Origin of the sequence: Nocardioides sp. Soil774 (assembly GCF_001428125.1) — a bacterium.
In the GTDB taxonomy this organism is placed as follows: Bacteria; Actinomycetota; Actinomycetes; order Propionibacteriales; family Nocardioidaceae; genus Nocardioides.
This window is the reverse complement of record NZ_LMSM01000001.1, coordinates 344,424-362,878: the sequence shown is the minus strand read 5'-3', so window position 1 is coordinate 362,878 and position 18,455 is coordinate 344,424. Positions and strand designations below refer to the sequence as shown.

Genomic DNA, 18,455 nt, shown 5'->3' with positions numbered 1-18,455 from the left:
TCGAGCGGTGCGTGAGGCGACTTCCGAGCCGGCGAAACCCGCCTCACGCGCCGCTCAGTCGGGGATCCGGTTGCCCTCGGCGTCCCAGTGCGCCTCGACCTTCTTGCTCGGCTGCACGCGCGGCGGCTCGCCGGGCATCTTGGGGTGGTCGGGCGGGTAGTTGAGCTCGACGGGGTGCTCCTCCCACAGGTCGATCAGGGGCTGGAGCGAGTGGTGCACGTCGTCGATCGTCGCCCAGGGGTCGCCGTCGACGGCAAGCCGGGACGGCACGGCGAAGAGGTTGAGGTCCGTGGGCGACTCGAGCGTGGCCAGCTCGTCCCAGGTCACCGGCGTGGACACCGGGGCGCCGGGGATGGGGCGCAGGGAGTACGCCGAGGCGATCGTGCGGTCGCGGGTGTTCTGGTTGAAGTCGACGAAGATCCGCTCCCCGCGCTCCTCCTTCCACCACGCGGTCGTCACGCCGTCGTCGCGCTTCTCCAGCTCGCGGCCGAACGCGATCGCCGCGTGGCGTACGTCGCCGAAGTCCCACCGCGGCTCGATGCGGACGTAGACGTGGATGCCACGGTTGCCCGAGGTCTTGGCGAAACCGGTCATGCCGAGGTCCGCCAGCAGCTCGCGCGCCACGCCCGCGACCCGCACCGCGTCGGCGAACGACGTGCCCGGCTGCGGGTCGAGGTCGATGCGCAGCTCGTCGGGGTGGTCGACATCGTCGCGCCGCACCGGCCAGGGGTGGAACGTCAGCGCGCCCATCTGCGCGCACCACACCGGCACTGCGATCTCGGTGGGGCAGATCTCCTCGGCCGTGCGTCCCGACGGGAAGGTGATCTCGACGGACTCGAGGTAGTCGGGAGCGCCCTTCGGCACGCGCTTCTGGTAGAACGCGTCGGCGTTGCGGTCCTGCGGTCCGGTCGCGAGCTTCATCCCCGGCCGTACGCCGGAGGTCCACCGCTCGAGCGCCGTGGGCCGGTCGCGCAGCGCACGCATCAGGCCCTCCTCGACGCTCGTGAAGTACTCCGCGACCATGAGCTTGGTGACCTCGGGGGTCCGCTCGGTCGCCTCGTAGATGACCCGCTCGGGGGAGGAGATCCTGACCTCGCGCTCCCCCGCGCGGACGTACGCCTCCGACGCCTTCGCCATGACGCGACCCTAGCCGGGGGTCAGCCGCTGACGCGGACGACGAGCTTGCCGAAGTTCTCCCCGCGCAGCATCCCGGCGAAGGCGGCGGGCGCGTTCTCCAGCCCGTCGACGACGTCCTCGCGGTAGCGCACGCGGCCGCTGGCGACCCACTCCCCCATGTCGCGCACGAAGTCGCGACCGTGGCTCTGCGTGAACTCGCTCTGGATGAAGCCGCGCACGGTGAGGCTCTGGGTGAGCACCTGGCCCATCAGCCCCGGCATCCGGTCGGGGCCCTCAGGCTGGCCCGTGAGGTTGTAGTTGGCGACCAGACCGCACACGGGGATGCGGGCGTAGGTGTTGAAGCGCCGGCGCACGGCGTCGAAGACCTTGCCGCCGACGTTCTCGAAGTAGACGTCGACGCCGTCCGGCGTGGCCGCGGCGAGCTGCTCGGCGAAGTCCGGCGCACGGTGGTCGAGGGCGGCGTCGAAGCCGAACTCCTCGGTGAGCGCGCGCACCTTGTCGGGCCCGCCCGCGATGCCGACGGCGCGGGCGCCCTTGATCTGCGCGATCTGCCCGACCGCGCTGCCGACCGGACCGGTGGCGGCGGCGACGACCACGGTCTCGCCCTCCTGGGGGCGCCCGATCTCGAGCAGGCCGGCGTACGCCGTGAAGCCGGGCATGCCCAGCAGGCCGAGCGCGGTGGTCACCGGGGCGAGCGACGGGTCGAGCTTGCGGACCTGCCGCCCGTCGACGACCGCGGCGCTCTGCCAGCCGGAGTAGGAGAGCACGAAGTCGCCGGGAGCCAGGCCCTCGAAGCGCGACTCGACGACCTCGCCGACAGTGCCGCCGACCATGACGTCGCCGATCTCCACCGGGTCGGCGTAGGACTTGGCGGTGCTGAGGCGACCGCGCATGTAGGGGTCGAGGGAGAGGTAGCGGATCGCGAGCGCGACCTGGCCGTCCTGCAGCTCGGGCAGCGTCTCGGTGGCGGTCGTGAACGTCGTGTCGTCGGGCTCGCCCTCGGGCCGGCGGGCGAGGCGGATCTGGGTGGTCTCCATGCCGACCACAGTGCCAGCCGCCCGGTGCCCACCGGACGCCGGGCGGCAGCCACCGCCCCACTAAACTCGGGCCCATGGCCTACGACGTGCAGAAGACCGACGAGCAGTGGCGCGAGGAGCTGAGCCCCGAGGAGTACGCCGTGCTCCGCCAGGCCGGCACCGAGCGCGCGTTCACCGGTGAGTACACCGACACCGAGACCGAGGGCACCTACTCGTGCAAGGCGTGCGGCTCGGAGCTGTTCACCAGCGACACCAAGTTCCACTCGGGCTGCGGCTGGCCGAGCTTCTACCAGCCGATGACCGACACGGTGGAGTACATCGAGGACACCTCGCACGGCATGAAGCGCGTTGAGGTGCGCTGCGCGAAGTGCGGCTCCCACCTCGGGCACGTCTTCCCCGACGGCTTCGGCACGCCCACCGGCGACCGCTACTGCATCAACTCGATCAGCATCACGCTCAGCGAGAAGAAGTAGCCCTCACCCGGCGGGGACGAGCGCCGAGGTGACGCGCACCAGCCCGGCGCCGTACGTCGCGTCGGCCCAGTCCTGGATCGATCCGTCGTCGAACACGACATGGGCGTCGAGGGTGTCCGGCGCGGTCGACCCGCTGGTCAGCAGCTGGTCGCCGAGCGCGGCCTGCAGCTCGGTGTTGATGGCGGTGAGGTCGGCGTCGGTCCGCTCGACCGTGGTGACGCACAACCCGCCGTCCCAGGTCTGGCGCAGCGTGGCCTCGGCGCCCGCGGCGTCCTCCGTGACGGCGACGTTGATGGTGTCGCCGCTCAGCCAGGACGTGGCGTAGCCTGGCAGCGCGGAGGCGGCGGCCAGGGTGGCGTCGAGGTCCTCGGGCGAGGTCCGGCCGGCCCCCGAGCCGCCCGGGGTGGAGCAGGCGGCGTCCAGCCCGTCGACCGGCGGCGCGGCCATGGGGTCGTAGAGCGCGGCGGGGGTCGAGTCGGTGACGGTGAAGGTGGTGCCGTCGTAGGTCCCGATGAGGGCGTACGAGCCCCACGTGACCCCCGAGGCGCGCTCGGCGCCGACGTCGCCGAAGTCGAAGCCGTCGACCGCCGGGCCGCCGCACTGGGGCGGGTAGGACTCCGCGACGGGGCCGAGGCAGAGCTCCGGGCCGCCGCCGTCGTCGAGCAAGGTCACCAGCCCGTTGGTCGTGACCCTGCCCTCCGGGACCGGCCGGGGCGCGGCGTCGCTCGACACAGCCGCCGCCGGGTCGCCGGCGGCCGCGGGGTCCACGGCACGCATCTCGGCCTCGGTGGAGCAGGCGGCGAGAGGCAGGGTCAGGGCAAGGGCGGCGAGGGCGGCGCGGAGGGGTCGCAGTCTCGTGGCGGTGCTCATGGTGGTGGGACGCCGTGGGCCGGTGCCGCGTTCCCCCGACCCTTGCGGGTCAGGGCAGGCGGGTCAGGGCTGCCGGGTCAGGGCAGGCGGGCCAGGAGCTCGGCCGGCGTCACGCGGGAGCCGGTGTAGAACGGCACCTCCTCGCGCACGTGGCGGCGCGCGGTCGAGGCGCGCAGGTCGCGCATGAGGTCGACGATGCGGTGCAGCTCGTCGGCCTCGAAGGCCAGCATCCACTCGTAGTCACCGAGGGCGAACGACGCCACGGTGTTGGCGCGCACGTCGGCGTAGCCGCGGGCCATCTTGCCGTGCTCGGCGAGCATCGCGCGGCGCTCGGCGTCCTCGAGGAGGTACCACTCGTAGGACCGCACGAACGGGTAGACGCACACGTGGGCGCGCGGCTCCTCGTCGGCGAGGAAGGCCGGGATGTGCGACTTGTTGAACTCGGCGGGGCGGTGCAGCGCCATCTGCGACCAGACCGGCTCGAGCCGTCGGCCGAAGGCGGTGCGGCGCAGCGCGTTGTAGGCGCCCTGGAGCTGCTCGGAGTCGGCGGCGTGCCACCACACCATCAGGTCGGCGTCGGCGCGCAGGCCGCTGACGTCGTAGATCCCGCGGACCTTGACGTCCTGCTCGGCGAGCACCTCGAGGAGCGCTTCGAGGTCGGCGGCCTCGGCGTCGCGGTCGGCGTCGCCGAGGACGTCGCGCAGCCGGAAGACCGACCACATGGTGTAGCGGATCGTGTCGTTGAGCTCGCGCGTGCGCGCGGCGTTGGTCTTCGTCGCCTGGTCGGAGTCCGTGCTCATGACCTCATTCTGCCCGGGTGACCGAGGCCACAGCGCGGCGGGCCGAGCCGATGACCGCGGGGATGCCCACGCCGTCGTACGCCGCCCCGCAGACCGCGAGCCCCGGGTGCCGGTCGACGGCGGCACGGATGCGCGCGACCCGGTCGACGTGGCCCACGGCGTACTGCGGGAGCCCGCCGCCCCACCGCTGCACGTGCGAGTCGAGGGGCCGGGCGGTGATGCCGGCCAGCGACGACAGGTCGGCGAGCGAGACCCGCACCAGGCCCTCGTCGGCGGCCTGCAGCGTCGCCTCCTCGCCCTGGCGGCCGAGCGAGGTGCGCAGGACGATGACGTCGGGGTCGAGGTCGCGCACCCACGCCCACTTGGCGAAGGAGAAGGTCGAGGCCTTGATCGCGCGCTGCTCCACCGGCGGCACGAGGAAGCCCGAGCGCTCGAACAGCGCGTCGGGCACGTCCTGGGCCCGGAAGGCCAGCGTCACGACGGCGACGCTGGCGGTCTCGATGGTGGCGAGGTCGGAGGCTGCCTCCGGCGCGACGTCCGCCAGCAGGCGGGCGGCCGGCGCGGCCGGCGTGGCCAGCACGACCGCGGCCGCCTCGATGGTCTCGGGGTGGGTGGTGGGGCCGACGGTGAGCGACCAGCCCGACGCCGTACGCCGCAGCGCGCGGACGGTCGCCGAGGTGCGCACCTCGAAGCCGCCGCCGTCGCGGAGCAGGCCGGGCAGGCGCCCCATCCCGCCGGGCAGGGAGGCGAACACCGGGGTGGAGGAGACGGGGACGGCGGCGGCCTGCTCGAGCAGGCTCCCGCGGCGCGCCATCGCGAGCAGCTGGGGCACGGCCGCGGCCGCGGAGAGGCGCCGGGCGTGGCCGGCGTACACCCCGCCGAGCAGCGGCTCGACGAGCCGGTCGACGAGCTCGTCGCCGAGCCGGGCGGCCACGAGGTCGCCCACCGAGACGTCGTCACCGACGTCGGTCACGCTCTCGTGCCGCGCACGGTCGAGGCCCTGGGCGCTGAGCACCCCGCTCGCGGCGAGCTGGTCGAGGTCGAAGGGCACGCCCATCAGCGAGCGCGGCATCGTGCGGAGCGCGCCGCGCGACCACACCGCGGAGGCGGCGGAGGTCGGGTGCACCAGCTCGGCGCCGAGCTCGGCGGCCAGGTCGACGCCCTCGGGCCGTCGCGCCAGCATCGCCTCGGCGCCGACGTCGACGGTGAGCCCGGCGACCTCGTCGCGGCGCAGCTTGCCACCGACCTCCGGCGACGCCTCGAGCAGCAGCACGTCGCGTCCGGCTGCGGCGAGGTCGCGGGCGGCGACCAGGCCGGCCACGCCACCACCGATCACCACCACGTCCCGCACGCCACCACCCTAGGCTGCTGGGTGTGGACGCCAACGTGAGCTCTGACCGCATCGCCGTGCTGATCGACGCCGACAACACCTCCTACTCCTACGCCGAGGCGCTGCTCGACGAGGTCGCCAAGTTCGGCAACCCGACCATCAAGCGCGCCTACGGCGACTGGTCGTCGGACCGGCTCAAGGGCTGGAGCAACGAGCTCAACGTCCGCGCCATCCGCGGCATGCACCAGGGCGCCTTCACCCGCGGCAAGAACTCCACCGACTCCGCGATGATCATCGACGCGATGGACCTGCTCTACGCCGGCAACGTCGAGGCCTTCGCGCTCGTCACGAGCGACAGCGACTTCACCAGCCTGGCGCTGCGGCTGCGCGAGTCGGGCAAGGTCGTCTACGGCCTCGGCGAGAAGAAGACGCCGGCGTCGCTGCAGAACGCGTGCGACAAGTTCATCCGCCTCGAGTCGCTCGGTGACCCCGCGACCGGCAGCGACGACCCCGACGCCGAGACGGCCTCGGCCGAGGCCGACCCCGTGCCGGAGATCAACCTGCCGAGCGCGCTGACCAAGGCGGTCAACGCGGTGGCCGGCGACGACGGCTGGGCTGCGCCGGGGGCGATCGGCCAGCACCTCAGCCGCACGCACCCCTCGCTCGACCCCCGCAACTACGAGCACCGCGGCCTCCAGGGCCTGCTCGCCGCCCAGCCCTACCTCGAGACCAGCACCGACGACGGGCTGATGCGGTTCCGGGTGAAGGGCCAGGGGGCGAGCAAGCCGGCCGTCAAGACGACGACGCGCAAGCGGGCCGCCAAGAAGACCACGTAGATCAGACCGTGACGGGCTCCCGGTCCGCGCGGGCGGCCGCGTCCACGCGGTCGAGCCCGCGGCCCCGGGTCTCGGGCAGGAAGCGGGCGCTCACCAGCGAGATCGCCGCGACCAGCACGTTGTATCCCGCGACCCACCACAGGGTGCCGTCCCCCTTCGTGACCAGCCACGCCGCGATCAGCGGCGTCAGGCCGGAGGCGAGGATCCCGGACACCTGGTAGAGCGTGCTGAGCGCGGTGTAGCGGTAGCGGGTGTCGAACAGCTCGGACCAGAACGCGGCCAGGGGTCCGTAGACCGTGCCGTAGACGACGCCCAGGCCCACCACGAAGACGAGCGAGATCGCCCACCTGCTCTCCGTCTGCACCAGCCAGGCCGCAGGGAAGGCGAACAGCAGGCCGACCCAGGCGCCGACGCGGTAGACCGGCTTGCGGCCGACCTTGTCCGACAACGCACCCGCGACCGGCACCAGCACGACACCGAGCGCCGCGCCGACGATGATCGCGTCGAGCGCCCAGGCGCGCGGCAGCTCGAGGTTGGTCGCGACGTAGGCCAGCAGGTAGACCGAGAACAGGTTGAAGGTGAAGCCCTCGATGAAGCGGGTGCCCATCCCGAGCAGGAGCGGACGCCTCTGCTCGCGGAGCAGGTCGCGCAGCGGCAGCCGCGAGATCTCCTTGCGCTCCTGCACCTTGGCGAACTCGGGCGTCTCCATCACCGAGAGGCGGATGTAGGCGCCGATGCCGAGCAGGATGATGCTCACCAGGAAGCACGCGCGCCATCCCCACGCCAGGAACGCCTCCTCCGGCAGCAGCCCGGCGAGCGAGAACGCGCCGGCGGCCAGCACGAGCCCACCGGGCACGCCGATGTGCGCGAAGCTGCCGTAGAAGCCGCGGCGCCCGGGCGGGGCGTACTCGACGGCCAGCAGCACGGCGCCGCCGTACTCCCCTCCGACGCCGATGCCCTGCAGCACCCGCAGCACCACCAGGGCGATGGGCGCCCAGACACCGATCGAGTCGTAGGTCGGGAGCAGGCCGATCAGGGCCGTGCCGACGCCCATGATGACCAGCGTCAGCAACAGCATCTGCTTGCGCCCGATGCGGTCGCCGAAGTGACCGAAGATGAGGCCACCGACGGGGCGGGCGAAGAAGCCGACGGCGAAGGTGGCGAAGGCCGCGAACTGCGCGGCGGGGCCGTCGAGGCCGTTGAAGTAGAGCTTGTCGAAGACGACGGCCGCGGCCGTGCCGTAGAGGAAGAAGTCGTACCACTCGATGGTGGCGCCGACCGCCGAGGCCAGGGCGACCCGGCGCGGGGAGGGTGCGGCCTGGGTGAGGTGCTCGCTGTTCTCGGGGTCCCCGCGGCGTTGTTCGGCGGAGGAGCGAAGCGGGGGAGTCGAAGAACGTCGTGGGGTGAGGTTCATGCTGCGTCCTCCTTGCTCTCGGAGTGGTCGCTGCCGCGGTCCACGTCGGCGCCGTTGATCCGCCCGTCGAGGCGGGCCGGGTCGAGGTCGTCGCGGTGCAGCTTGGCGAAGGCGGAGCGGTGGAAGACCAGCGGGTGCTCGCCGTCGCCGCTGCCGACCTCGTGCACCTCCAGCAGCACGATGACGTGGTCGCCGGCGACGACCTCCTCGTGGATCGAGCAGTCATAGGTCGCGACCGCCTCGTCGAGCAGGACCGCTCCGTTGCCGGTGACCTTGAAGGGCAGGCCGGCGAAACGCTCCTCGCGCGGGCCGGCGAGCTGGCGGCACACCACGTCGTGGTGGTCGGCGAGCACGCTGAGGCCGAGGCGGTCGGCCTCGCGCAGCAGGGGCCACGTCGAGCTCGTGGTCGCGACGGAGAACGACACCAGCGGCGGGTCGATGCTCACCGAGGTGAACGACGACGCAGCGATGCCGGTGAGCTGGCCCTTGACCGACGCGGCCACGGCGACGACGCCGGACGGGAAGGCACCGAAGGCGTCGCGCAGCGTGCGCTGGTCGAGCGCGGGCTGCTGGAGGACGGGGTGGGAGGTCATGCGGACACCGCCTGGGGGGTCTCGGGGGTGCTCGCGGCCGGGGCCGGGAGCGCGGGCAGGAGCTGCTGCGCGGTGGTGAACCACGCGTCGTACGGCGCCGGGTCGGCGTGTGCGGAGTCGAGGACGAACAGCCCTGGGGTCGGCACCGAGGCGCCGAGCTCGACGAGCAGCGGGCGCAGCGCGTGCTCCACCGCGAGCGCGTGGGTCTCGGCGCCGCCGAGCATCAGCGGCACGGCGGTCACCCCGCCCAGGCCCTGGTGCGGGAAGCGGTCGAGGAACGCCTTGAGCAGGCCCGTGTAGGTCGCCTTGTAGGTCGGGCTGGCGACGATCACGACGAGGCTGCCGCAGACCTGCTCGACGAGGTCGTCGACGCTCGCGGCCTCGTGGTCGAAGAGGTCGGCGGCGTGGTCGGCCAGGTCGACCACCAGGTCGGCCCCGCCGAGCCGGTCGGCGAGCGCCAGCGCGGAGTCGTACGTCCGGGAGCGGGGCTTGGGGTTGCCGACCACCACGGCGACACGGGCACTCACGGGGGTGTTCATGAGGCGGCCCGCTGGCCGCCGAAGGGCACCGACGCGCGGGCGCCGACGGGAGCCGGGTTGGTCCACAGCCCGCGCTTCTCCAGCAGCGGCAGCACGCCCTCGCCGAAGTGGTAGGCACCCTCGAGGTGGGGGTAGGCCGAGAGCACGAACTCCTCGATGCCGAGCGCGGCGTACTCCTCGACGCGGTCGGCGACCTCCTCGTGGCTGCCGACCAGCGCGGTGCCGGCCCCGCCGCGCACGAGGCCGACGCCGGCCCAGACGTTGGGGTGGATCTCCAGGCCCTCGCGCGAGCCGTTGTTGAGGGCGAGCATGTTCTGCTGGCCCACCGACTCCGAGCGCCGCAGGCCCTCCTGCACGCGCCGGATCTCGGCGTCGTCGATGCCCTCCAACAGGCGGTCCGCCTCACGCCAGGCCTCCTCGGAGGTGTCCCGGTTGATGGTGTGCATGCGGATGCCGAAGCGGACCTCGCGGCCCTGGGTCTCGGCGAGCTCGCGGATCCACGCGATCTTGCGCGCGACGGCCGCCGGTGGCTCGCCCCAGGTGAGGTAGACGTCGGCGTGCCTGGCCGCCACCTCCCCTGCTGCGGGCGAGGAGCCGCCGAAGTAGATCTCCGGCACCGGGTCGGGCAGCTGCTGGAGCTGGGCCTGCTCGACGCGCAGGTGGCGCCCGGCGTGGGTGACCTGCTCCCCCGCCCAGAGCCGGCGCACGATGTCGAGGAACTCGTCGCAGCGCTGGTAGCGCGCGTCCTTGTCGAGGAAGTCGCCGTAGGCCCGCTGCTCGTGCGACTCCCCTCCGGTCACGACGTTGAGCAGGAGCCGCCCGCCCGAGAGGTTCTGGAAGGTGGCGGCCATCTGCGCGGCGAGGGTCGGCGAGGTCATGCCGGGACGGAACGCCACCAGGAACTTGAGCCGCTCCGACAGCGGGGCGAGCATCGCGGTCGTCAGCCAGGCGTCCTCGCACCAGGCCCCCGTGGGGGTCAGCGCAGCCTCGAAGCCGAGCTGCTCGGCGCTGCGCGCGACCTGGCCGAGGTAGGGGACGCTCGCCGGCCGGCCGCCGGCGCCGTGCGAGACGCCGTGGCCTCCGCTGACGACCTGGCGGCCGTCGCCGCCGTTGGTGGGCAGGAACCAGTGGAACTTCATGTCGGTGGTGAGTCCTTTCCCAAGGTTCTTAATCTCTATCGATCTTGTAGACAAACCTAGCAGCGCCTGGCGCCCGACCCGGGCACGACGTGACGCGGGGATGTCGAGGGGGTGGCAGGCAGTGCCTTGCAGGCAGGGCGGGGCACTGCCCGCCACCCCCTTCCCGGAGCCGGTGCGTGACCGGTCAGCTGGTGGCACCCTCGTGCGGCGCCCGGGGGTCGACCCACTCCTGGCGACGGCGGGTGCCGCCGATCGACCAGGCATAGGGCGGCGGCGTGCCGTTGACGGCGTACGCCCCCACGACGCGCGCCTTGAGCATCCGCGGGTTGTGCGAGGCGACCGTGCGCGCGTTGCGCCAGTGGCGGTCGAGGGCGAGCGGTCGCGCGGTCGCCGAGGCGCCGAGCACGTCGAAGAGGTCGGAGGTGGCACGCAGGACGAGCTCGGAGACGACCACCTGCGCGGTCGACGCCTCCACCTCGGCGGCCTCGACCAGCGCGGCCACCACGTCGGGCGTCGCGGTGGCGGCGTCTGCGACCGCCTGCACGCTGGCGGCGGCGCGCAGGGTGGCGGCCTCCGCGGCGTAGACCGCGGCAGCGATCTCGCCGACGCGGGCCAGCACCTGGGCGTCGTCGCGGACCCGTGGCGCGTTGGCGTGGGAGAAGTTGCGGGTGCGCTTCCGCGCCGCCTCGACCACGTCGGCGAGGGCCGCCCTCGCGATGCCGGTCAGGGTGGCGAGGAGGTTGAGCTGGTAGAACGCCGTCTGGTGGGGGAAGCGGTCCTCGAAGGCCAGCACGTGGTCGGCGGGCACGCCGACGTTGTCGAAGGTCGTGGTGCCGCTGCCGGTGCCCCTCTGCCCGAAGCCGTTCCAGTCGTCGGTGACCCGCACGCCGGCGTCCCGGGTGTCGACGAGCGCGATCGCGGTCGGCTCCTCCACCTCGTCGGGGTGACCGGGACGGGCGACGCGGGCGTGGACGTCGGCCCACTCGGCGAAGATGGTGCCGGTCGTGTAGTACTTCGTGCCGTCGAGGCGGTAGGACCCGTCGGCGCGCGGGCGCAGGACGGTGCGGGGCAGGTCGATGTCGGAGCCCACCTCCGACCACGCGTTGCCGGCGATCTCCCCGGCGACGAACCGGTCGAACCACACCCGCTGGTCGCTCGAGCGCGCGTGGTGCCAGAGCCGGTCCTCGACGAGGGCGAAGTGGCCCCGGAACACCTGCGGCAGGTTGGCGTCCACCGCGGCGAGCTCGACCCACAGCCGCGTGAGCCCGACGACGTCGACACCACCGCCGCCGAGGGCCGCGGGCACGCGCAGCGCACCGAACCCCTCGGCCTTGAGCAGGCGGACCGCCTCGACCGGCAGCTCGCCGGCGAGCTCGCGCTCGAGCGCCCCCTCGCCGACGGCGGCCAGGACGGGCGCCCACTCGGCCAGGAGGTCGTCGGCCCCGGGGCGGTGGGCGTGCGCCCCGGTCCCGCCGGGGGTGGCGGCGTGGCGGTCGGGAGTGCGGCCGCTGCGGCTGGTGCGACTGGGGGTGGGTCGGACACGCAGGGTGGTCATGGGTGGGTTCCTCCCGTTTTGTATAGTTACTTAGTAGACTTTAAGCAGTCGGGGCGCCGGACCACGACAGGGCGGCAGCAGGTTTTGCCGACCACCCCGCGACACGAGACCAGGAGCAACGGGTGCGGATCGAACAGCTGGAGTACCTCGCGGCGGTGACCGAGCACGGCTCGCTGCGACGGGCGAGCGAGGCCATGCACATCTCGCAACCCGCCCTGAGCGAGGCGGTGACCAAGCTCGAGAAGGAGCTCGGCGCGACCCTGCTCGACCGGCGCCGCACGGGATCGCGCATCAGCCGGCAGGGGCTCGACCTGCTGCAGAACATGACCGAGGTGCTCGAGGCCGTCGACCGGCTGCGCCGCGCGGCGGGCCAGCAGTCCGTACGCCGTCGCGTCCTGCGCATCGGCACGGTCAGCACCGCCTCCTCCAGCCTGCTGGCCCCGGCGCTGCGCGACCTGCACGCCCGGCACGGGTCCGGCGGCGTCGAGGTCGTCACGGGTCGGCAGGCCGACATCCAGCAGGGGCTCGGCGAGGGCTCGCTCGACCTGGGGCTGGTCAACGTGCTCCCGGGCGACGAGGTGCCGTCCACGCTGGTCGCCGACCGGCTCATCGAGGGCACGCCGGTCGCCTGCCTGCGTGCCGACCACCCGCTGGCGGCCAAGGTGCGGCTCAGCGTCGACGACCTCCGCGCGGAGCCCCACGTGCTGATGCGCCCGGGATTCGTGATGCACCGCTACGCCCACCGGGTCTTCGGCGGCGCGCTGCCGCCGACGACGTACGCCACCGACGGCGCCGAGATGGGCAAGGCCATGGTGGCGGCCGGGCTGGGGATCTCGATCCTGCCCGACTTCTCCATCGCCGCCGACCCGCTGGTGCGCGCCGGGGTGCTCACCACCCGGCCGATCCTGACCGGCCAGGGGCTGACGACGGTCACGCTGCTGATGGTGCGCCGCCACGCCGAGCGCGTGCCCGAGCCGCTGCGCGACCTGCAGACCGCGCTGGTGCGCCAGGCACGGTCCTACCTCGCCTCAGCAGAGCCTGTGGTCACCGCGCTGGGCGCTGGTCAGTACGCCTGCACGAACTCCGTGAGCGCCTTCAGCTGACCGGGGTCGGTCGAGGGGATGACCCCGTGACCGAGGTTGAAGATGTGGCCCCTGGCGGCGCGACCGGCCTCGATGACCTCGGCCGCACGGGCGGTCATCACCTCGGTGGGGGCGAAGACCAGCGTGGGGTCGAGGTTGCCCTGCACCGCGCGGTCGCCCACGAGCGGGATCGCCAGCTCCAGCGGCGTACGCCAGTCGACGCCGACCACGTCGGCGCCGGCCTCGCCCATCAGGCCGAGCAGGTTGGTGGTGCCGACCCCGAAGTGGATCCGCGGCACGCCGAGCTCGCCGGCCGCGGCGAGCACCCGCTGGGAGTGGGGCATGACGGACGCGCGGTAGTCGGCCGGGGTGAGCGCGCCGGCCCAGGAGTCGAAGAGCTGGACGGCGGAGGCGCCGGCCTCGACCTGGATGCGGAGGTACGTCGCGGCGATGCCGGCGATCTTGCGCATCAGCGCGTCCCACACGTCGGGGGCGCCGAACATCATCGCCTTGGTCTTCGCGTGCTCCTTGGAGGGACCGCCCTCGACGAGGTAGGAGGCGACCGTGAACGGCGCCCCGGCGAAGCCGATGAGCGGGGTCGCGCCGAGCTCGGTGACCAGCTGGCGCACCGCCCGGCTGATGTAGGGCACGTGCTCGGCGGTGAGGTCGGGGATCGCCTCGACGTCGGCGAGGGTGCGCACCGGGGAGGCCACGACCGGCCCGACACCGGGCAAGATGTCGAGGTCGACGCCGACGGCCTTCAGCGGCAGCACGATGTCGGAGAAGAAGATCGCAGCGTCCACGCCGTAGCGGCGTACGGGCTGGAGGGTGATCTCGGTGACGAGGTCGGCGTCCATGCAGGACTCGAGCATGCCGATGCCCTCGCGCACCTCGAGGTACTCCGGGAGGGAGCGCCCGGCCTGCCGCATGAACCACACCGGCGTGTGCGACGGCTGCTCGCCGCGGGCGGCCCGGAGGAACGGGCTCCGGGACAGTCCGGGGTGCGGGGCGGCGGAGGCGTCGGTCACGCCCCGAATCTTCGCAGGTCAGGCGGCGTGGCGGCACATCGCCGGATGCCGGCACTGGCCTACTCTGGCCCCATGGTGGCCCGTCACGAGACCCACCCGGGCAGTGCTGCCGCGGCTGGACCCGCGGAGTTCCGCGCGGCCGTGGAGACGATGCGTCGGGCCTCGCTGCGCCCGGAGGTCTTCTGCGAGGAGATGCCGGCGCCGCAGCGCATCGCGCCGTGGTCGTCCGCGCTCAGCGCCGACGTCACCGTCGACGACGACGACCTCGGCACCGGCCGGCTGATCCTGCTGCACGACCCGGCCGGCAACGACGCGTGGGACGGCACCTACCGCTGCGTGGCCTACGCCCGCGCCGACATCGACCCCGAGCTCGGCGCCGACCCGATGCTGGCCGCCGTCGGCTGGTCGTGGCTCACCGAGGCGCTCGAGGCCCACGGCGCCGCCTTCCACGCCGCGTCCGGCACCGTGACGTGCGTGACCACCGAGAGCTTCGGCGGCATGGCCGACGAGGAGGGCACCGCCCAGGTCGAGATCCGCGCCTCGTGGACCCCCGACGTCGACGACGCCGACGGCCTCGACATGACCCCCCACGTCGAGGCGTGGGGCGAGCTGATGTGCACCGCCGTGGGGCTGCCCCCGGTGCCCGAGGGCGTCATCGCCATCCCGAGCCGACGCGGACAGCGCGGCCCCTGACCTGATGACCGACACCCCCGAGACCGAACAGGTCCCCGCCGAGCCGGCAGAGCCCGTGAAGGAGCCCGTGGCGGAGCCCGAGGCTCCCCCGGCGCCGCTGCTCGAGCTGCGCGACGGCCTGCCCGAGATCGTCGACACCGACGCCGGGCTCCTCGAGGCGTGCGCCGCGCTGGCCGCCGCGACCGGTCCGGTGGCCATCGACGCCGAACGGGCGTCGGGCTACCGCTACTCCAACCGCGCCTACCTCATCCAGCTGCGTCGCGAGGGCGCCGGCACCTGGCTGATCGACCCGATCCCGCTGACCACGCTCGCCCCGTTGCAGGACGCCCTGGTCGGCTCGGAGTGGATCCTGCACGCCGCCACGCAGGACCTCCCCTGCCTGCGCGAGATCGGCCTCACCCCGACCAGCCTCTTCGACACCGAGCTCGCCGGCCGCCTGCTCGGCTACCCGCGCGTCGGTCTCGCCACCCTCGTCGAGACCGTGCTGGGCCAGCGCATGCGCAAGGAGCACTCCGCGGCCGACTGGTCCACCCGGCCGCTCCCCGAGGCCTGGCTCGACTACGCCGCCCTCGACGTCGAGGTGCTCCTCGAGCTGCGCGAGCACATGGCCACCGAGCTCGAGAAGGCCGGCAAGGCCGAGTGGGCCCGCCAGGAGTTCGAGCACCTGCTGGGCTTCGAGCCCGCCGTCCGCGTCGACGCCTGGCGACGTACGTCGGGCGTGCACCGGTTACGCGGACGCCGGTCCCTGGGCGCCGCGAAGGCGCTGTGGGAGGCGCGCGACGCGATCGCCGCCGAGCGCGACGTGACCCCGGGCCGGATCCTGCCCGACTCGGCCATCGTCGTCGCCGCCACCACGATGCCCTCCGACCGCCGCGCCCTGCTCGCGACGCAGGGCTTCCACGGCCGCGGCGCCAGCCGCTACTCCGCCGCCTGGGTCGAGGCGCTCCAGCGGGTGCGCGAGATGTCCGAGGACGAGCTGCCCTCCCGCGCCCCCCGCGGCGACGGCCCCCCGCACCCGCGCACCTGGGCCGAGCGCGACCCGGTGGCCGACCGGCGCTTCAAGGCCGCCCGCGAGTCGATGCTCAACCTCGCCGAGGTCCACCACCTGCCGGTGGAGAACCTCCTCACCCCCGACTACCTCCGCCGCCTGATGTGGGCGCCGCCGGAGACCCGGGAGCCGGCCGAGCTCGCCGACGCCGTACGCGCCCAGCTCGCGTCCTACGGCGCGCGGCAGTGGCAGGCCGAGCTCGTCACCGGCGCGCTCGTCGGCGCGATCCTGGCGGCCGACGCGGGGTAGGGGAAGAGCCCTACTCCGAGGGACTCTCGCTCGGCGACTCCGAGGGCGACTCGGTCTCCTCCGGCGAGAGGATCGTGCGCGAGACCTGGTCGATCTCGTCGGTGACCTGCTCGAGGTCCAGCACGCCCGGCGCGGTGACGAGGCGCTCGAGGAGCGGGGTGACCGCGTCGTTGAGCTCCACGCGCTGGTCGATGAACGGCGGCACGACCATGTAGCGGATGCCCTGGCTGAACGCCGCCGCGTTGGCCGGCTCCTCCCCGGGTGCGAGGAAGTCGTCGGAGGCGGCGACCTCCGTGTTGGCCGGCACGATGTAGCCGGTGGAGGAGACGGTCGCGATCGCCGCGTCGGAGACGGCGTAGGCGATGAAGTCCGCTGCGTCACCGGAGTAGTCGGAGTCGGCGGAGATGCAGAGGCCGTTGATGTCGCCCACGGTGGCACGGTCCTCGATGACCGGCATCGGGAGCACGTCGAAGTCCAGGCCCTCGGTGGCGCGCAGCTCGGGGACGAGGTTGCGGAACCCGGCGATCATCGCCAGCTCGCCGCGCTTGAAGAGCTGCAGGGGCGTGGCCCGCGCGAGCTGGGCGTTGGTCGGCGTCAGGGTCGGGTCGCGCAGGATCGCCAGCGTCTGGTTGAGCGCCTCGCGGGTGGAGTCGTCGGAGAAGGCCAGCGACGTGGGGTCGCGGTCGTCGTCGAAGACCTGGCCGCCGCCGGAGTAGATGAAGGGCGCGAGGCCCTGCAGCGTCGGGTCGATCCACACACCTCGTGGGTCGCCGCGCCGCGACGCGAACCGCGCCGCCGCCTCGAACTGGGCGAGCGTCCACCGCTCGCGCACGCCCTCGTCGTTGGCCGTCGGCACGTCGAGCCCGCGCCGCTCCATCTTGTCGAAGTCGACGATGTCGGTGTTGTAGTAGACGACCATCGGCGACACCGAGTACGCCATGCACTGCAGCTCGTCGTCCATCGCGAAGGCGTCGACGGCGTCGCGCGAGAAGCGGTCACCGAAGTCGACGCCGCGCTCGTCGAGCAGCAGGCTGACCGGCTGGAGCGCGTCGGCGCCGACCAGCTGGCCCAGGTCGATGCGCGAGGTGAGGAAGGCGTCGGGCGCGTTGCCCGCGAGCACGTCCTCGAGCGCCGACTCGTGGTCGGGCCACGACTTCAAGGTGACCTGGCGGGTCGTCGAGGAGGCGTTGAAGGAGTCGACGACGCGCTGGAAGGCCGCGACCTCCTCCTCGCTGCCGTAGGCGCCGAAGGTGATCCGGCGCGGCTTGTCGGAGGCGCCGCCGGTCTGGCCCTGGGTCGGCGACGAGGTCGGGCCGGGCTCCGGCTCGCCGTCGACGGTGCACGCCGCGAGCCCCATGCCGATCGTCAGCGCGCAGCCGACGAGAGCGCTGCGTCGCAGCGTCGCGCGAGGGTTCGCGCGGGGGGCGGAGCGGGCAGCACGGGGTCCGGACACGCCGAAACCCTAACGGGAGAGCCCGCGCACCGCGGCGACGACCTCCTCGAAGATCCGGGGGTCCAGCGCCGCACCCTCACGGCGTACGCCGTCGCGCCGCAGGTGGAGCAGCCGGTCGAGGCGCACCTCGCTCGGCCGGCCCTGCGGGTCCCAGCCACCGGAGCCGACGTCCATCCAGTGGCGTCCGTGGCGGGCCTCGTCGGCGGCGTCTCGGTCGTGGTCCTGGCTGCTCAGCATCAGCCCGGTCCAGCCCTCGTCCTCGGTGTCGAGCACCAGCACGGGCCGGTCCTTGCCCTGGCTCGGGTCGTCCTCGTAGGGCACCCAGGCCCACACGACCTCGCCCGGGTCGGGCTCGCCGTCGACCTCCGGGGCATAGGTCGAGGAGACCTCACCGGCGGTGGAGCCCGAGAACAGACCGGCGATCCGGCGGCGCAACGTCATCTCCCGAGCCTAGAGGCCCCGGAGAGATGTGCGAGTGCGCCGGACCGGGAGCGCCTCACGGCGCGTGGCCGCTCGTAGCGGCTTATTTTGGGACCCGGGGCTGCCACAGCCCGACGCACTCGCAGGGCCCATTTTAACGGCTCATCCCAGCGCGTCGCGCATTTCCCCCAGACCGGCCGCCTCCAGCTGCTCCGACAGCGCGAGCATCCGGGTGATCTCGTCGTGCGACGACCGGCCGAGCGCCGCGCGCCCGGCGGCGACGATCCGGGCGAAGGCCGCGGCGCGGAACAGGGTGACCGCGAAGTCGCCCCGCGCGATCCCGCGCAGCACCTCGTCGACCATCCGGCGCAGCTCGTCGGGGCCTGGCGGGTCGGCGACTCCAGCGACCACGCGCGCCACGTCGACGCGGCGCTGGCCGGCGTCGTACTCGCGCGCGACTCGCTCGGGGTCGGCGTGCACCCACGAGCGCAGCAGGAACAGCCGCCACAGGCTGCCGGCGAGGGTGTCGGCGGGCGCGCCCGACCAGACCTCGGCGAGCGTCTCGAGGCCCTCGCTCTCGGCGAGGTGCACGACGCGCTCGGCCAGCGCGGGGTCCTCGGACTCCCGCGCCCCGCGGACCAGCACGGTCGCGGCCAGGTCGCCGGCCTCGCGCAGCATCGCCGGGTCGGTGCCACCCGCGATCTCGGCGAAGAACCCGTCGCCGGGGGTCATCGGACGGTGGTGGGTGCGATCGCTCAC

Annotated in this window: 19 protein-coding genes; 5 read left to right on the top strand and 14 right to left on the bottom strand. The window is 73.4% G+C overall.

The features are described 5' to 3' along the window. Positions 1–54: 54 nt before the first annotated feature. Together ASG76_RS01805 and ASG76_RS01800 are read right to left on the bottom strand one after the other, a co-directional pair. On the bottom strand, positions 55–1,137 hold the full coding sequence (locus tag ASG76_RS01805) for a DNA polymerase domain-containing protein (protein ID WP_056599132.1): 1,083 nt from the start codon (positions 1,135–1,137) through the stop codon (positions 55–57). Positions 1,138–1,157: 20 nt separating this feature from the next. Then, on the bottom strand, positions 1,158–2,174 hold the full coding sequence (locus ASG76_RS01800; protein WP_056599129.1) for an NADP-dependent oxidoreductase: 1,017 nt from the start codon (positions 2,172–2,174) through the stop codon (positions 1,158–1,160). 74 nt (positions 2,175–2,248) lie between these two features. Here ASG76_RS01800 and msrB point away from each other — a divergent pair, with 74 nt between their 5' ends. Continuing rightward, positions 2,249–2,647 (top strand): peptide-methionine (R)-S-oxide reductase MsrB, encoded by a 399-nt coding sequence (gene msrB / locus ASG76_RS01795; protein ID WP_056599125.1) that lies wholly within the window; start codon positions 2,249–2,251, stop codon positions 2,645–2,647. Positions 2,648–2,650: 3 nt separating this feature from the next. Here msrB and ASG76_RS01790 read toward each other — a convergent pair whose 3' ends face one another. The 3 genes from ASG76_RS01790 to hemG form a co-directional block, all read right to left on the bottom strand. Beyond that, positions 2,651–3,517 carry a hypothetical protein gene (locus ASG76_RS01790; RefSeq protein WP_056599122.1) on the bottom strand — a complete coding sequence of 289 codons (867 nt, stop codon included), beginning with the start codon at positions 3,515–3,517 and terminating at the stop codon, positions 2,651–2,653. Positions 3,518–3,594: 77 nt separating this feature from the next. Further along, on the bottom strand, positions 3,595–4,317 hold the full coding sequence (hemQ, locus tag ASG76_RS01785) for a hydrogen peroxide-dependent heme synthase (protein WP_056599119.1): 723 nt from the start codon (positions 4,315–4,317) through the stop codon (positions 3,595–3,597). Between the two features lie 4 nt (positions 4,318–4,321). Continuing rightward, on the bottom strand, positions 4,322–5,668 hold the full coding sequence (gene hemG / locus ASG76_RS01780; protein WP_056599116.1) for a protoporphyrinogen oxidase: 1,347 nt from the start codon (positions 5,666–5,668) through the stop codon (positions 4,322–4,324). Positions 5,669–5,691: 23 nt separating this feature from the next. Here hemG and ASG76_RS01775 point away from each other — a divergent pair, with 23 nt between their 5' ends. Beyond that, on the top strand, positions 5,692–6,483 hold the full coding sequence (locus tag ASG76_RS01775) for an NYN domain-containing protein (protein ID WP_082587169.1): 792 nt from the start codon (positions 5,692–5,694) through the stop codon (positions 6,481–6,483). A 1-nt stretch (position 6,484) separates the two neighbouring features. On the opposite strand, the gene ASG76_RS01770 is transcribed toward ASG76_RS01775, so the two are convergent. From ASG76_RS01770 to ASG76_RS01750, 5 genes are all read right to left on the bottom strand, one after another. Next, positions 6,485–7,897, bottom strand: a complete 1,413-nt coding sequence (locus ASG76_RS01770) for an MFS transporter (RefSeq protein ID WP_082587168.1) — start codon at positions 7,895–7,897, stop codon at positions 6,485–6,487. Continuing rightward, positions 7,894–8,490 (bottom strand): flavin reductase family protein, encoded by a 597-nt coding sequence (locus ASG76_RS01765; RefSeq protein WP_082587167.1) that lies wholly within the window; start codon positions 8,488–8,490, stop codon positions 7,894–7,896. Before ASG76_RS01765 ends, ASG76_RS01770 begins: the two co-directional genes overlap by 4 nt. Continuing rightward, positions 8,487–9,017: an NADPH-dependent FMN reductase gene (locus ASG76_RS01760; RefSeq protein ID WP_200948025.1), complete on the bottom strand. Its 531-nt coding sequence runs from the start codon at positions 9,015–9,017 to the stop codon at positions 8,487–8,489. Before ASG76_RS01760 ends, ASG76_RS01765 begins: the two co-directional genes overlap by 4 nt. Before the next feature lie 8 nt (positions 9,018–9,025). Beyond that, entirely contained in the window at positions 9,026–10,168 is a 1,143-nt protein-coding gene (locus ASG76_RS01755; RefSeq protein ID WP_056599110.1) for an LLM class flavin-dependent oxidoreductase, read from the bottom strand. A 184-nt stretch (positions 10,169–10,352) separates the two neighbouring features. Then, entirely contained in the window at positions 10,353–11,723 is a 1,371-nt protein-coding gene (locus ASG76_RS01750; protein ID WP_082587166.1) for an acyl-CoA dehydrogenase family protein, read from the bottom strand. A 122-nt stretch (positions 11,724–11,845) separates the two neighbouring features. On the opposite strand from ASG76_RS01750, the gene ASG76_RS01745 reads away from it, so the two are divergent. Continuing rightward, positions 11,846–12,826, top strand: a complete 981-nt coding sequence (locus ASG76_RS01745; protein WP_056599108.1) for a LysR family transcriptional regulator — start codon at positions 11,846–11,848, stop codon at positions 12,824–12,826. Here the strand turns inward: ASG76_RS01745 and hemE are convergent. Continuing rightward, positions 12,787–13,833, bottom strand: coding sequence for a uroporphyrinogen decarboxylase (hemE, locus tag ASG76_RS01740; RefSeq protein ID WP_235529366.1), 1,047 nt, complete (start codon positions 13,831–13,833; stop codon positions 12,787–12,789). The two genes, ASG76_RS01745 and hemE, sit on opposite strands and share 40 nt — an antisense overlap. A 72-nt stretch (positions 13,834–13,905) precedes the next feature. On the opposite strand from hemE, the gene ASG76_RS01735 reads away from it, so the two are divergent. Both ASG76_RS01735 and ASG76_RS01730 read left to right on the top strand, forming a co-directional pair. Beyond that, entirely contained in the window at positions 13,906–14,526 is a 621-nt protein-coding gene (locus ASG76_RS01735; protein WP_056599102.1) for a DUF3000 domain-containing protein, read from the top strand. A gap of 4 nt (positions 14,527–14,530) precedes the next feature. Beyond that, positions 14,531–15,823, top strand: coding sequence for an HRDC domain-containing protein (locus ASG76_RS01730; protein WP_056599099.1), 1,293 nt, complete (start codon positions 14,531–14,533; stop codon positions 15,821–15,823). Between the two features lie 10 nt (positions 15,824–15,833). On the opposite strand, the gene ASG76_RS01725 is transcribed toward ASG76_RS01730, so the two are convergent. The 3 genes from ASG76_RS01725 to ASG76_RS01715 form a co-directional block, all read right to left on the bottom strand. Further along, positions 15,834–17,276, bottom strand: coding sequence for an extracellular solute-binding protein (locus tag ASG76_RS01725; protein WP_157558885.1), 1,443 nt, complete (start codon positions 17,274–17,276; stop codon positions 15,834–15,836). A 9-nt stretch (positions 17,277–17,285) separates the two neighbouring features. Then, complete coding sequence (locus tag ASG76_RS01720) at positions 17,286–17,717, bottom strand: type II toxin-antitoxin system PemK/MazF family toxin (protein WP_056599093.1); 432 nt, start codon at positions 17,715–17,717, stop codon at positions 17,286–17,288. A gap of 141 nt (positions 17,718–17,858) precedes the next feature. Beyond that, entirely contained in the window at positions 17,859–18,455 is a 597-nt protein-coding gene (locus ASG76_RS01715; protein ID WP_056599090.1) for a hypothetical protein, read from the bottom strand.